Here is a 13839-nt window from a genome sequence, read left to right as displayed (position 1 = left end):
TGTCGGACCGCGCGTGCACCATGGGCACCGGGTGCCGGTGTCCGATCGCCCCGCTCTCCGAGGAGAGCCGCCGCCGTCTGCATCGCCCCATGTTCGAACATGTGTTCGATCATGTCAACCGGGTCCGACATCCGCTGTGGACGCCGGATCGTCGTCGGCACGACGGTGGACACGGCCCCGTTACCGGACGACGCCGAGGAGCACCCAGCCCCCACCGGTCCCGATGACGTCGACGACGACGCTCGGCGCGTCGGCGTCGAGCGGCGTGGCCTGGAACCGCCACAGCGCGGGAAGCCCGTCGTTCCGGGCATCCCGGGCACCGTCATCCCCGCCGCCCGGTCCGAAGTCCCACTCGTCCGGGCGGCCCCGCCACCGGGTCGGCCGGTCGGTCACGTGGTAGCGGACACCGTCCCACAGGAGATCTCGGGGCACGCCAGCCGCCGTCGTGCCCACCCGCACCACTCGCGCCTCGCGCACCGGCACCGCGACCACCGCCTCCCGATCATCGAACACGTGTTCGAATCGGCAGTGTACGTCGCTCGTCCACGACACGCCAACGGAGTCGCCGTGGCGCCTCCGCGCCCGGTCAGACCGCGGCGATCGTCCAGGAGGCCGTGGCCGACTCCCCCGGTTCGACGACCAGGAGGCCCCGCTCGGCTCCGGCGTTGAACGCATCCGGGGCGCAGGTCATCGGTTCGACCGCCAGGCCGACACGGTGGTACTCGGGCACGACGTGGTCCGCGGTGTGCACCTGCACCCAGGGGCACTCCGGGCCGAAGGTCATCCGCACGCCAGAGCCGTCGGCGGCGGTCACCCGCACGGTCGCCGTGCCGTCCCCGTCACGGTCGAACCCGGTGAAGGCATGGTCGATGAACCGCGAGCCGATCCGCTCCGGCACCCGGAGGTCGAACACACCGTCGTCGACGTCCGCCACCGGGGACAACGCCGTCGGGACCAGTCGGTCCGGCGTCACCTCGAGCACCTGCTGCGCCGGCAGGTGCAGGGTCCAGTCGTCGACGTGCCCGGGGCCTGCGACGAGGTACGGGTGCGGCCCGGTCCCCCAGGGCGCCGCGTCGGGGCCGGTGTTCGTCCCCGTGATCGTCGTGTGCAGGCCCTGCTCGTCGACCTGGTGGGTGACCGCGACCTCGACCCGGAACGGGTACCCGAGCTGCGCGGGGATGGTCGTGGTGAGGACCATCCGGTCTTCGGCCCGCTCGGCCACGGCGAAGTCGGCCCACGCGACGAGGCCGTGCAACGCGTGGCCACGCTCCGGCTCGGACAGGGCGAGCAGGTGGTCCTGCCCCGCGAACGAGTACCGGCCGTCCACGACGCGGTTGGGCCACGGCGCGAGCACGGCGCCGCGGAACACCGGACGGACCTCGTCCGCGTCGAACGGCACGACGAGGTCACGGCCGTCGTACCGGAGGCTCCGGAGCGTCGCCCCGATCGACGCGATCGTGGCCGTGTACGGCCCCGCGCTGATCGAGCATTCGGTCCCCGACAGGGGCTGACTGGAGGTGTCCGCGGTGCGCGGCGATGCGCTCATGCCGACCAGGCTATCGGTGTCCCGCCGAACCGCCGGCCGAGATCTCGACCAGCGACGGCCCGCTCAACGACGAAGGCCCCGCCGGAGCGGGGCCTTCGTCGTGATGGTGGATCTGAGGGGACTCGAACCCCTGACCCCCTGCATGCCATGCAGGTGCGCTACCAGCTGCGCCACAGACCCAGGTCGGTTGCCCCCGTGCGGAAGCAACCAGTCAAGCGTACACCATCTGCGAGGGCCGCCCGACCACGGTCAGTGGGTGACGGGGACCTCGAGCGGGATGCTCGGGCAGTCGGACCACAGGCGCTCGAGCGAGTAGTACTGGCGGTCCTCGTCGTGGAAGACGTGCACGACGACGTCGCCGAAGTCCAGGAGGACCCATCGACCCTCGCTCCGCCCCTCGCGCCGGAGCGGCTTGGCACCGGCCTGGAGCATGCGGTCCTCGACCTCGTCCGCGATGGCGAGGACGTTGCGCTCGTTCCGGCCACTCGCCAGGAGGAACACGTCGGTCAGTGGGAGCGGACCCGTCACGTCGAGGGCGACGAGGTCCTCGGCCTGCTTGTCGTCCGCCGCGGCGGCAGCGATCTGGGTGAGTTCGAGGGCTCGGGGGGAAGCGGTCACGGATTCCTTCGGTCGTTCGACGCCGGGTAGGGGTCGATGCCGTCGATCATAAGCGACACCCACGACACGGACCAGCCTGGAGGCCCGAACCGGCCACCGCGGAGAGCGAACGAACGCCGGCGGGTCGCCTCAGAAGACGCCGAGCGAGAACATCGCCACGACGACGGCGATGACCCCGGCCACCCCGACCCCTGCAGCGGAGTACGCCAACGCGGTCGGGACCTTCGACTGCTTCGGCTTCGCCGCGGCCAGCACGACCGCACGGGTCGACGTGTGGCTCGACACCGCACGGCTCGCCCGGACGGGGACCGCGTCGTTCGTCGCGGTCTCGGCGTCGTGCTGCTCGAGCAGCCGATCGACCTCGACGCCGTCGATGTGTGGCGTGTGCGCTCCGGTGGCGGCGAGGGTCTTCGGCAGGTCGATCGACCCGGTGATGATGACCTCGCCCGTGGCGTTGAGGGCACCCGTGACGTCGCTGAGCGCCGAGTTCGGCAGGATCAGCGCGTTCGTCTGCGTCTGCGTCGCCCGCGACTGCCCGGTCTGGGGATCGTGCAGGTGCTCGTCCGCGGCCTCGGCCTGGCGGGACCAGTGGCCGGTCGGCGTCGCGATGGTGCCGGTCGTGGCCGGCGGCTCCGGGGCCGCTCCCCCACGCGCGGCAGCGGGACGGGCCCGACCCGCCGAAGCGGGTGACGCCGGACGCCGTTCTTCCGTGCGAGCGTCGGCCGCGGTGGGCGATCCGGCCGCGTCCGAGAGGTCGAGGGGGAACACGTTCGGCGTCGAGGCCGCCGGGAGGGCCGGGTCGAGCACGTCGTCGGTGCTCGCGTCGATGCCCTCGGCGGCACCGGACGCGGACCGCGGGCGCGCTGCCCCGGCGTCACGGGCATCCGGGACGTCACCGGCACCTCGCGCAGCGCGGTCGCCACGCGCAGTGTCGTCACGACCCGCAGCCTCGTCGTCATGCACCGCATCGGCGTCCCCGGCCGGGACGATGTCGACGATCGGCTCGGCCTCGGGGAGCGGGGCGTCCGGCTCCGGTGCCGGCGGCGCCCAGGTCGACCGGTGCACCCGCGGCTCGTCGCTGTGGGCGACGGCGTCCGAGAGCGGCTCGATGGCGTCGGGCGAACCGTCCGCCTCGGTCGCCTGGTGGAGGACCGCGGCGTCCGGCGCGGGCTCGTCGTGCTCCGCGGCGATGCGCTGGCCCTCGAGCGCGGCGACGTCGCCGAGGACGTCCGCCACGGTGCGGTCGGACGACTGGGGTGACGGCGTCCGGAGCGGGACGGGTGCCTGGTCACGGTGCTGCTCGGCCTCACGCAGGGCGCGGAGCTGACGCCGCGTCATGCCGGTGCCGGGGACGATCTCGGTGGCCGATGCGGGCGGGGCGGCATCGTCGGCGCGGGACGGTTGAACGGCCGCGCGCTGCGTGGGCTCCGCGGCGCCCTGATCGGCGACACCACCCCGCACCGGCACCGCGGCGGCCTGTGCTGGTGCCGACGCGGCGGGAGCGACGTGCGAACCCGGACGCCGGCGCGGCAGGTCGGTCGGGGCGGCGGGCGGTGCCGAGGGCACCGCGACGCTGCGCGGGCCATCGGCCGCGGACGCGACGGATGCGGGAACGCCGGCGGCCACGGCGGCCTCCGGCGTCACGGGCTGAGCACCGGTCTCGGCGGCACGCTCGCGCTCTCGGGCCTGACGCCGCGTGAGGGGCGGCTGCGAGTCGGACGAACTCATGCGACGCTCCGATACAGATGGTGCTTGGTGATGTACTGGACGACGCCGTCCGGGACCAAGTACCACACGGGATGTCCTCGGCCCACGCGGCTTCGGCAGTCGGTCGACGAGATCGCCAGTGCCGGTACCTCGAGCAAGCTTACGTCCCGCTCCGGCAATCCGGTGACGGTCAGGTCATGTCCCGGCCGAGTCACAGCAACGAAGTGGGCGAGGTCCCAGAGCTCGGAGTGGTCCTTCCAGTCGAGGATCTGGGCCACGGCGTCGGCGCCCGAGATGAACACGAACTGGGCGTCCGGTCGTTGGTCGCGGAGGTCACGGAGGGTGTCGATCGTGTACGTGGGGCCGGGGCGGTCGATGTCGACACGGCTCACCGTGAACATCGGGTTGGACGCGGTGGCGATCACCGTCATGAGGTACCGGTGCTCCGCGTCGGACACGTCGGACTTCATGTACGGCTGGCCGGTCGGGACGAACACGACCTCGTCGAGGCCGAACGAGGACGCGACCTCGCTCGCTGCCACGAGGTGACCATGGTGGATCGGGTCGAACGTGCCGCCCATCACACCGATGCGCGGCCGACCGGTGCTCTCGAGCATCGGGCGGCGGGTCAGATCTTCGTGTGGCCGAACTCGTCGACGCCGGTCTCGTCGGTCCGGGTGGCGTCGAACTTGTGGCTGTGCCGGTAGGCGACGTCGCGGAAGCTCCAGGTCACGAACCCGAGGAACGTGAACACCGCGGCCGCACCGAGCGGGAAGATGAACCGCGGCACCTCGGCCGTGGTGGGTTCTCCGGCAGCGAGCAGCAGGTGGATCATGGGCGCTCCGATCATTCCGATGGGGTGTGGCGGTGGCCGCGCCCCAGTCTAGCCGCGCACCTGACCGTGTCCGCGCACGATCCACTTCGTGCTCGTGAGCTCCGGCAGCCCCATCGGCCCTCGCGCGTGCAGCTTCTGCGTCGAGATCCCGACCTCGGCCCCGAACCCGAACTCACCGCCGTCGGTGAACCGCGTGGAGGCGTTCACCATGACGACTGCGGAATCGACCTCGGCGAGGAACCGGTCCGCGTTGCGGAGGTCGTTCGTGACGATCGACTCCGTGTGCTGGGTGGACCACCGGGCGATGTGCGCGATCGCGGCGTCGAGGTCGGCCACGACCCGGACGGACAGGTCGAGCGCCATCGATTCGGTGCCCCAGTCCTCCTCGGTCACGGGGACCGCCTGCGGGACGAGCGCCCGGGTCGCGTCGTCACCGCGCAGGGTGACCCCCGCCTCCAGGAGGCGCGCCGCCACCACGGGCAGGAGGCGCGGTGCGGCGTCCTGGTGCACGAGCAGCGTCTCGAGGGCGTTGCAGACGCTCGGACGCTGCACCTTGCTGTTGAGCACGATGTCGACCGACCAGTCCTCGGGCGCCGACGCGTCCAGGAACACGTGGACGACGCCCGCACCGGTCTCGATCACCGGGACCTGCGACTCCGTGACGACGGTCTGGATGAGGCCGGCGCTGCCGCGAGGCACGAGGACGTCGACCAGCCCCCGCGCCCGCATGAGCTCCGTCGCGCCGTCGCGGCCGAACTCGTCGATGGTCTGCACGAGCGCGCCGGGCAGCCCCACCGTGGCCACGGCGTCCTGGATGCGCTCGACGAGCACGGCGTTCGTCCGGGCGGCCGCCGAGCCGCCGCGGAGCACGACCGCGTTACCGCTCTTGAGCGCGAGGCTGGCGATGTCCACGGTGACGTTCGGCCGTGCCTCGTAGATCGCCCCGACGACCCCGAACGGCACGCGGACCTCGGTCAGCTGGAGTCCGTTCGGCAGGGTCGAGCCGCGCACGGTCTGCCCGACGGGGTCGGTCAGCGTGGCGACGTGCTCGACGGCGGACGCCAGCGCCTCGATCCGCGTGGGGTCCAGCCGCAGGCGGTCCAGGAGGCCCGGCGCGAGCCCGCCCTGCTCCCCCGCTTCGAGGTCGTGGGCGTTGGCCGCGACGATCTCGTCGGTGGCCGACCGCACGGCCGCCGCGATCGCGCCGAGCGCGGCGTTCTTGACGTCGGCGGTCGCCGTCACGAGGGCCGGTGAGGCCGCGCGCGCAGCGACGAGCTTGTCGACGAGCGTGGGGCGGACGGCGGTGGTTGCCATACCCGGATTGTAGACGGGGCGACCGACGGGAGGCGGTGCCACCGATCCGCGCTACGCCTGCGGTCCGGCGGCGAACCAGGTCCCGATCGCGGCACCCGTGAGCGCGCGGTCGACGAGCGCGGTCGCGGTGACGAGGACGCTCGTGCCGGCCTCGGCCGCGAGGCGGGCGGCCGCGACCTTCGTCCCCGCGCCACCCGTCCCCACGCCCGCGGCGCCGACCGAACCGAACGTGACGCCGGCGAGGTCGTCACCGAACGGGACCTCCCCGATCCGCTCGGCGCCGGGCTGCTCCGGCGGCTTCGTGTAGAGCGCGTCGACGTCCGAGAGGAGGACGAGGACGTCGGCACGGAGCAACCGCGCGACGAGGGCGGCCAACCGGTCGTTGTCCCCGAACCGGATCTCGTGCGTGGCGACGGTGTCGTTCTCGTTGACGATCGGCAGGATCCGGAGCGCGAGCAGGCGGTCCATCGCCCGCTGCGCGTTGACCCGGTGCGTGGGGTTCTGCAGGTCCCCGGCGGTCAGGAGCACCTGACCGGCGACGATCTCGTACCGGCGCAGGCTCCGCTGGTACCGGTACACCAGGACGTTCTGCCCGACGGCCGCGGCGGCCTGCTGCGTCGCGAGGTCGTCGGGGCGGGCGTCGAGCGCCAGGTACGGGAACCCGGTCGCGATCGCCCCCGACGACACGAGCACGACCTCGGTGCCCCGGCCGTGCGCGGCGGCGAGGGCGTCGACGAGGGGTTCGATCTGCCCGGCGTTCTCCCCGCTGATCGAGGACGAGCCGACCTTGACGACGATCCGGCGCGCGGTCGGGACGTCGGCACGGGTCCGGACGGGGGTCGGCTCCGCGCGCGTGGTCGTGCTGTCGGTCATCGCTGCGGCACTCCTGTCGTGTCGGGTCGTGGTCCTGCCGGGTGCTCGGGGCGGGCGTGGTCGGTCAGTCGGCGTCCGGCTCGGTGTCGTCGTCGTCCGCCCAGAGTCCGGCGACGCGCTCGCGCTCGAGCTCGGCGCGCGCCTCGGCCTTGGCGTCCATGCGCTCGAAGTACTCCGCACGGCGCTGACCGCGGGTCGGGCGGGGGTTGAGGTCGAGGCGGGAGTCCGTACCGCGTGCGCTCGTGATGAGCTCGGCGGTCGAGGTGAGTGTCGGCTCCCAGTCGAAGACCATGCCGCCGTCCCCGCCGATCACGACGGTCGAACCGGCCACCGCGCCGGCCTTGAAGAGGTCGTCCTCGACGCCGAGCTTGGCGAGTCGGTCCGCCAGGTAGCCGATGGCTTCCTCGTTGTCGAAGTCCGTCTGCTGCACCCAGCGCTCGGGCTTCGCCCCGCGGATCCGGTAGAACCGGTGCTCCTCGCCACCCTCGGCGCGGACGGTGTACTCGGTCTGGTCGACCGCCCGGGGACGGAGCACGATCCGCTCGGGCTCGGGCTGGGTGGCCTGCGTGACCCGGGCCTGCTCGACGATGTCCGCGAGGGCGAAGGTCAGCTCACGGAGTCCGGCGTGCGACGCGGTCGAGATCTCGAACACGCGGTAGCCCCGCGACTCGAGCTCCGGCCGCACGAACTCGGCGAGCTCGCGGGCGTCGGGGACGTCGATCTTGTTGAGGGCGACGAGCTGGGGACGCTCGAGCAGCGGTGTCTGACCGGCCGGCACGGGGTACCGCTCGAGTTCGCGGAGGATGACGTCGAGGTCGCTGATCGGGTCACGGCCGGGGTCGAGCGTCGCGCAGTCGATCACGTGCAGCAGGGCGCTGCACCGCTCGACGTGCCGGAGGAACTCGAGGCCGAGTCCGCGACCCTCGGACGCCCCCTCGATGAGGCCGGGGACGTCGGCGACGGTGAACCGGACCGATCCCGACTCGACGACGCCGAGGTTCGGGGTGAGCGTCGTGAAGGGGTAGTCGGCGATCTTCGGCTTGGCGGCGGAGATCGCGGCGATCAGGCTCGACTTGCCGGCGGACGGGAACCCGACCAGGGCGACGTCGGCCACGGTCTTGAGTTCGAGCCGGACGTCCCCGGTCTCGCCGAGCGTGCCGAGGAGCGCGAACCCGGGGGCCTTGCGCTTCGGCGTGGCGAGGGCGGCGTTGCCGAGGCCACCCTGACCGCCCTGCGCGACGACGACGCGCATCCCCGGGCGGTCCATGTCGGCGATCTGCTCGCCGCGCTCGTCGTACACGACGGTGCCGACGGGCACCGGGAGGTCGAGCTCCTCGCCGCTCGTGCCGCTGCGCATGTCGCCCATGCCGGGCTGTCCGTTCCGGCTGGAGCGGTGGGGCGACCGGTGGTACCCGAGCAGGGTCGTGACCTGGGGGTCGCTGACGAGGACGATGTCCCCGCCGTTCCCGCCGTTGCCGCCGTCGGGCCCGGCGAGGGGCTTGAACTTCTCGCGGCGGACCGAGACGCAGCCGTTGCCGCCGTTGCCCGCGGTCAGGTGCAGGGTGACGTGGTCGACGAAGGTGGCCATGGTGTCCTCACGGAGCTGGTGCCAGGGGCGCCGGACCGAGGGCGCCGCACCCGGCGGGAAAGCGAAGAAGGGCGGGCACTCGGCCCGCCCTTCTCGTGGAGTGTGTCGTCGTGCGATCAGGCGTTGACGATGTTGACGACCTTGCGGCCGCCCTTGGTGCCGAACTCGACGGCGCCCGCGGTGAGCGCGAAGAGCGTGTCGTCGCCGCCACGGCCGACGTTGGCGCCCGGGTGGAAGTGGGTGCCACGCTGGCGGAGGATGATCTCGCCCGCGTTGACGACCTGTCCGCCGAAGCGCTTCACGCCGAGGCGCTGCGCGTTCGAGTCACGACCGTTGCGAGTGGAGCTCGCACCCTTCTTGTGTGCCATTGTCTTCCGCCTTACGCGATCTTGGTGATCTTGACGCGGGTGAGCTCCGAGCGGTGGCCCTGACGCTTCTTGTACCCGGTCTTGTTCTTGAACTTCTGGATGACGATCTTCGGGCCGCGGAGGTCGCTCAGGACCTCGGCGGTGACCGTCACGCCGGCGAGGTCACTCGCCGCGGAGGTGACCTTGTCGCCGTCCACGAGGAGCACCGGCGCGAGCTGGATGGTGCCGTTCTCGTCGCCCTTGATGCGGTCGATGTTCAGGACGGTGCCGACCTCGACCTTTTCCTGACGGCCGCCGGCGCGCACAACTGCGTAAACCACGTGGAATTCCTTACGTACTCTGCTGGAGGGAAGTCTGCGGTGCCGTCGCCGACGCGGTCGACGCGGGCATGAGGCCTCGCGGACACCAACAACCAAGGGTACTCGATGGCTCCCGGTCCGGTCAAACGCGCGCCACGCCGTAGGCTCCTCCGGGTGACCGTGCTCATCGACCCTCCCGTCTGGCCCGCGCACGACACGATCTGGTCGCACCTGGTGAGCGACGAGTCCTACGACGAGCTCCACGCCTTCGCGGCCCGCGCCGGCCTGCCCCGCCGCGCGTTCGACCACGACCACTACGACGTCCCCGCGGCCCGGCACGAGGAACTCGTCGCGCTCGGGGCCCTCGCCGTGTCCGGCCGGGAACTCGTCCTCCGGCTCATCGCGAGCGGACTCCGGGTCCCGCAGCGCGACAAGCGCTCCGGGCACTGACCCGCTGCCCAGGGCGCCTCAGCGGTCCCGGTCGACCTCGTCGGTCGCACGCCACTCCTCGGGAGCCGACGTCCCCGTCGGCCACGGGCCTCCCGACCGGGACGCATCGGCTGTCCACGCGCCTCCCGGCTGCGCTGCGCCCGTCGGCCACGCGCCTCCCGGCTGCGCTGCGCCCGTCGGCCACGCGCCTCCCGACTGCGACGCACCCGGTCGCGGAGCAGCCGCATGCCAGGCCGGCGCCTGCGGCGGGATCGTGGCCACCGGCACGGCGTCGGCCGGCGGGACCATGCCCGGCATCCCCGGACGGCCTCGTCGCCCTGGACGTCCGGACCACAACCAGACGAGCGTGCAGGCCGTGATCGTGAGCGCCGTGTACTCGACGCCGCGGGACAGGGGGTCCGTCAGGATGTCGGTGAGCAGGTAGGTCCAGTCGAGCTCGCTCACCGCGTGGACGAAGCCCTCGAACACGCCGACGACCATGATGCCCACGGTCCCCGCCGCCCCGGCGACGATCGCTCGGAGCACGATCGTCGGCAGTGGACTCCGTCGCGTCACCGGGGTCAGGAACGCGAGGACGACGAACGCGACGACGTAGAACGCCAGCGGGTCGAGCAGCCAGGTGACGAGGAAGTACCCGAGCGGCGTGCCGGTGAAGCCCTCATCGCCGAAGTCCATGGCACCCGCGTAGGACAGGGTGCCGAGGAACTCGGACAGGGACGACACGAGCAGGACCGCCGCGACCACCGCGATGGCGAGCGCCGCGGCGGCGACGCCAGCTCCCGAGCGCTCCCGAGCGAACACACTCGTGGGGCTGCTCCTCCGCCATGCGGGGACGGCGCCCGGGAGCCCGATGCCGGGGCCGGGCACTCGCGGAACCGACGGACCCGGAACCGACGGACCCGGGACGGACGACCACGACGGCGCGGGGCCGGCCGCGCCCGGCATCCGGTGGTGGTCACCCTGGGACGCGGCACGGCCGTCTCTCGGGAACCCGGGCGCTCCCCCGACCGGCTGCTGGTGGTCGTCGGTCGGATCGGACACGCGGGCTCTCCTCTGCGGTGGCGGTGGGCGGCCGCGGCACGCGGCACCGGTCGACGGTCAGGAAACGCTACCGCGGAACGACGAACGCGACCCCGCCCCGTCGGGGGGAGGTCGCGTTCGTCGTCGGCCGCGTCGGCCGTCTGCCGGGAGACCCCAGCTCAGTCCCGCGCTGCGGTCACCGCCCGAGGATGACCGGCCCGCCGTCGGGGTCGCCCGCGTCGTCAGCACCGCCGGCGTCGGTTGCGCCGCTGGTCGTCGCGGGTGCGCTGATGCTCCCCGACGTCACCCTGCGGGACCGGTTGCGTCCCTGGCCGGGCTGCTTCGGCTCGGGGAGCGCCTGGAGGACGGAGTCCAGGAGGGACTCGGCCGCCTCGGTGCTCACCGGCCGGGGCTGTCGGACCGGCGCCGCGGAGAGCGGGATGTCGAGGATCGCGACGGACTCGGTCGGGGACACGGTCGCCGTCGTGCTCACCCGACGAGACCCCGTCGACGCCGGCTCACGGGTCGCCGACACCGGTTCGGGCGTCGCCGGTTCGTGCGGCGCTGCGGGCTGCTGCCGTGTCACCTCGGTCGGCTGCTCCACGGTCGCGTCGGCGGACGGAGCGTGCTCGGTGCGCTCGGTGCGCTCCTCACGGTCGGCACGCTCGTTCCGGTCGGCACGCTCGTTCCGGTCGGCACGGTCGTTCCGATCGCCGCGCTCGTTCCGGTCCCCGCGACGGGAGCGGCGCTGCGATCGCGTCGTCCCCGTACCGGCGTCGGCCTCACCCGGTGTGGCTCCGCTGGCGCTGTCCAGAGCCTCCTCGAGCTGGCTCGCGCTCGTCGGCGCGGTGCCGCCCGCAGCCGTCGCAGCGGCGTCGTCGTGCGGGATGGTCGATGCGGCGATCCGCGAGAGCGCGTTCTTGACGTCCTCGGTGATCTGGTGCGCCTGCTGCGACGACTGCTGGCCGTTGCCGCTGCCGCTGCCGTTGCCGTTGCCCTGGCCACCGCCGTTGCCCCGGCCCTTGCGACCGCTCCGGCCACCCTTCGGCGAGGACTCGTTCGTGTTGTCGTTGACCTTGGCGTTCACCTCGGCGAACGACTCCTGCAGGCCGACGCCGATCTTCTTGCGGGTCATCTGCACGAGGCCGAGCGAGGTGACCTCGGCGACCTGGTGCTTCGTCCGGTCACGGCTCAGGCACTCGACGAGACGGCGGAGGACGAGGTCGCGGTTGGACTCGAGCACCATGTCGATGAAGTCGACCACGATGATGCCGCCGATGTCGCGCAGTCGGAGCTGACGCACGATCTCCTCGGCCGCCTCGAGGTTGTTCTTCGTGACGGTCTCCTCGAGGTTGCCCCCGGACCCGACGAACTTGCCCGTGTTGACGTCGACCACGGTCATCGCCTCGGTACGGTCGATCACCAGTGAGCCGCCGGACGGCAGCCAGACCTTGCGGTCCAGAGCCTTCTCGATCTGCTCGTTGAGCCGGTGCTCCTCGAACGAGTCGGGGCCCTCGTAGAGCTCGACGCGGTCCTTGAGGTCCGGCGCCACCGCCGAGAGGTACTCGTCGATGACGGCGCGGGCGGCATCACCGTCGATGATCAGCTTCGAGAAGTCCTCGTTGAAGACGTCGCGCACGATCTTGACGAGGAGGTCGGGCTCGCTGTGGAGCAGCACCGGCGCCTGGCCGTTCTGCACCTTGTTCTGGATCGCCTCCCACTGGCTCGTGAGCCGGGTGACGTCGCGCGTGAGCTGCTCCTCGGTCGCTCCCTCGGCCGCGGTGCGCACGATGACGCCCGCGTGCTCCGGCAGGACCTCCTTGAGGATCTTCTTGAGGCGCGCGCGCTCGGTGTCGGGCAGCTTGCGCGAGATCCCGTTCATCGAGCCGTTCGGCACGTAGACCAGGTAGCGCCCCGGGAGCGAGATCTGGCTCGTCAGGCGGGCGCCCTTGTGGCCGACCGGGTCCTTCGTCACCTGCACGAGGACCTTGTCGCCGGGCTTGAGCGCGAGCTCGATGCGGCGGGGCTGGTTGCCCGTCTCGACGGAGTCCCAGTCGACCTCGCCCGAGTACAGCACCGCGTTCCGCCCGCGGCCGATGTCCACGAACGCGGCCTCCATGCTCGGCAACACGTTCTGCACCTTGCCGAGGTAGACGTTCCCGATGAGCGAGACGTTGTGGTTCTTCGTGACGTAGTGCTCCGCGAGGACGCCGTCCTCGAGCACGCCGATCTCGATGCGGTCCGCCTGCGAGCGGACGATCATCTGGCGGTCGACGCTCTCGCGGCGGGCGAGGAACTCGTCCTCGGTGATGACCTGACGGCGGCGACCGGCGTCCCGGCCGTCACGGCGACGCTGCTTCTTCGCCTCGAGCCGGGTCGACCCCTTGATGCGCTGCGGCTCGGTGATGAGCTCCGGCTCGCGCTTCTGCTTGGGCTGCCGCTGCGGCTGCACGCCCGCGTCGTCGGCCTGCTGGTCGTCCTGCGCGGCGGCCCCGCGACGACGCGATCGACGGCGGGTGCTCGGCGACTCGACGAGGTCGCGGTCACGGTCACGGTCACGGTCGCGGTCCGGCTCGTCGTCCGGCTGGAACCGCTCGGGCAGGTCCGGCAGCACGGGCGCATGGAAGATGAGGCTCGTCGTGCTCGTCGCGACCGGGTACGTCGGTGCGGGTTCGGCCGCGGACTCAGCCGTCGACGGCTCGGCCTCCGGCTGCCCGGCGCCGGTGGGCTCCGCATCCGGCAGATCGGTGACACCCGATCCCGTCGCCTCCGGGGCGAGGTCGGCTGCCGTGTCCTCAGCGAGGTCGAGGGGCACCGCCTCCGTCGCCGTCGCGACCGCGTCGACCATCGTCGTCACCGACACGGCCTCGTCGACCACCGTCGTCACCTGCGCGGCCTCGTCGATCACCGTCGTCACCTGCGCGGCCTCGTCGACCGCAGAGGTCACCGAGTCGCCCTCGTCGACGACGACGCGCGCGGCGTCCGGGGCGTCGACCGACGCCACCGGTGCCGAGAGCTCGCCGGGGTCCTCCGCGTCGGACGCGGGCGGCGTGACGGGCGTCGCCCGGGCCTCCCGGTCGGCGACGTGGTCGTCCGGTCCGTGGGACCGTGCCCGGCGGCTGCCGAACAGGCGCCCGCGGCGCTTCGTACCGTCTTCGTTGTTGTTGTCGTTCTGCTCCACCATCGACTGGTGCACTCCTCAGCCCGGCCTGGTCAGCATG

Annotated in this window: 14 protein-coding genes and 1 tRNA gene; 1 reads left to right on the top strand and 14 read right to left on the bottom strand. The window is 72.4% G+C overall.

What is annotated here, in order from left to right; all coding sequences use genetic code 11:
- Positions 1-180: 180 nt before the first annotated feature.
- From DEI82_RS13470 to rplU, 12 genes are all read right to left on the bottom strand, one after another.
- A complete protein-coding gene (locus tag DEI82_RS13470) occupies positions 181-513 on the bottom strand; it encodes a hypothetical protein (RefSeq protein WP_111011059.1) in 333 nt (110 codons plus the stop codon).
- Between the two features lie 73 nt (positions 514-586).
- Complete coding sequence (locus DEI82_RS13465) at positions 587-1546, bottom strand: aldose 1-epimerase family protein (protein WP_111037274.1); 960 nt, start codon at positions 1544-1546, stop codon at positions 587-589.
- Between the two features lie 104 nt (positions 1547-1650).
- A tRNA-Ala gene (locus tag DEI82_RS13460) sits at positions 1651-1726 on the bottom strand.
- A 69-nt stretch (positions 1727-1795) separates the two neighbouring features.
- Positions 1796-2164 (bottom strand): ribosome silencing factor, encoded by a 369-nt coding sequence (gene rsfS / locus DEI82_RS13455; protein ID WP_111011057.1) that lies wholly within the window; start codon positions 2162-2164, stop codon positions 1796-1798.
- Between the two features lie 129 nt (positions 2165-2293).
- Entirely contained in the window at positions 2294-3892 is a 1599-nt protein-coding gene (locus DEI82_RS13450; protein WP_111037273.1) for a hypothetical protein, read from the bottom strand.
- Complete coding sequence (gene nadD / locus DEI82_RS13445; protein ID WP_111011055.1) at positions 3889-4488, bottom strand: nicotinate-nucleotide adenylyltransferase; 600 nt, start codon at positions 4486-4488, stop codon at positions 3889-3891. The genes DEI82_RS13450 and nadD overlap by 4 nt, the downstream gene beginning before the upstream one ends.
- Before the next feature lie 11 nt (positions 4489-4499).
- Positions 4500-4706 carry a hypothetical protein gene (locus tag DEI82_RS13440; RefSeq protein ID WP_111011054.1) on the bottom strand — a complete coding sequence of 69 codons (207 nt, stop codon included), beginning with the start codon at positions 4704-4706 and terminating at the stop codon, positions 4500-4502.
- 48 nt (positions 4707-4754) lie between these two features.
- Positions 4755-6020 carry a glutamate-5-semialdehyde dehydrogenase gene (locus DEI82_RS13435; RefSeq protein ID WP_111037272.1) on the bottom strand — a complete coding sequence of 422 codons (1266 nt, stop codon included), beginning with the start codon at positions 6018-6020 and terminating at the stop codon, positions 4755-4757.
- A 51-nt stretch (positions 6021-6071) separates the two neighbouring features.
- The gene (proB, locus tag DEI82_RS13430) at positions 6072-6893 is read right to left on the bottom strand and encodes a glutamate 5-kinase (protein ID WP_111037271.1); all 822 of its coding nucleotides are present in this window, start codon (positions 6891-6893) and stop codon (positions 6072-6074) included.
- 64 nt (positions 6894-6957) lie between these two features.
- On the bottom strand, positions 6958-8481 hold the full coding sequence (gene obgE / locus DEI82_RS13425) for a GTPase ObgE (protein ID WP_111011051.1): 1524 nt from the start codon (positions 8479-8481) through the stop codon (positions 6958-6960).
- Between the two features lie 116 nt (positions 8482-8597).
- On the bottom strand, positions 8598-8849 hold the full coding sequence (gene rpmA / locus DEI82_RS13420; RefSeq protein WP_111011050.1) for a 50S ribosomal protein L27: 252 nt from the start codon (positions 8847-8849) through the stop codon (positions 8598-8600).
- Between the two features lie 11 nt (positions 8850-8860).
- Positions 8861-9169, bottom strand: a complete 309-nt coding sequence (gene rplU, locus DEI82_RS13415) for a 50S ribosomal protein L21 (protein WP_111037270.1) — start codon at positions 9167-9169, stop codon at positions 8861-8863.
- Between the two features lie 153 nt (positions 9170-9322).
- Here rplU and DEI82_RS13410 point away from each other — a divergent pair, with 153 nt between their 5' ends.
- Positions 9323-9598 (top strand): DUF4031 domain-containing protein, encoded by a 276-nt coding sequence (locus tag DEI82_RS13410; RefSeq protein ID WP_111037269.1) that lies wholly within the window; start codon positions 9323-9325, stop codon positions 9596-9598.
- Positions 9599-9616: 18 nt separating this feature from the next.
- Here the strand turns inward: DEI82_RS13410 and DEI82_RS13405 are convergent, their stop codons facing one another.
- Both DEI82_RS13405 and DEI82_RS13400 read right to left on the bottom strand, forming a co-directional pair.
- Entirely contained in the window at positions 9617-10639 is a 1023-nt protein-coding gene (locus DEI82_RS13405) for a hypothetical protein (RefSeq protein ID WP_111037268.1), read from the bottom strand.
- Positions 10640-10814: 175 nt separating this feature from the next.
- Positions 10815-13802 (bottom strand): Rne/Rng family ribonuclease, encoded by a 2988-nt coding sequence (locus DEI82_RS13400; RefSeq protein ID WP_111037267.1) that lies wholly within the window; start codon positions 13800-13802, stop codon positions 10815-10817.
- Between the last annotated feature and the right edge of the window lie 37 nt (positions 13803-13839).

Source organism: Curtobacterium sp. MCBD17_019 (genome assembly GCF_003234555.1).
In the GTDB taxonomy this organism is placed as follows: domain Bacteria; phylum Actinomycetota; class Actinomycetes; order Actinomycetales; family Microbacteriaceae; genus Curtobacterium.
The sequence above is the reverse complement of the archived record's forward strand: the minus strand, read 5'-3'. Positions and strand labels throughout refer to the sequence as shown.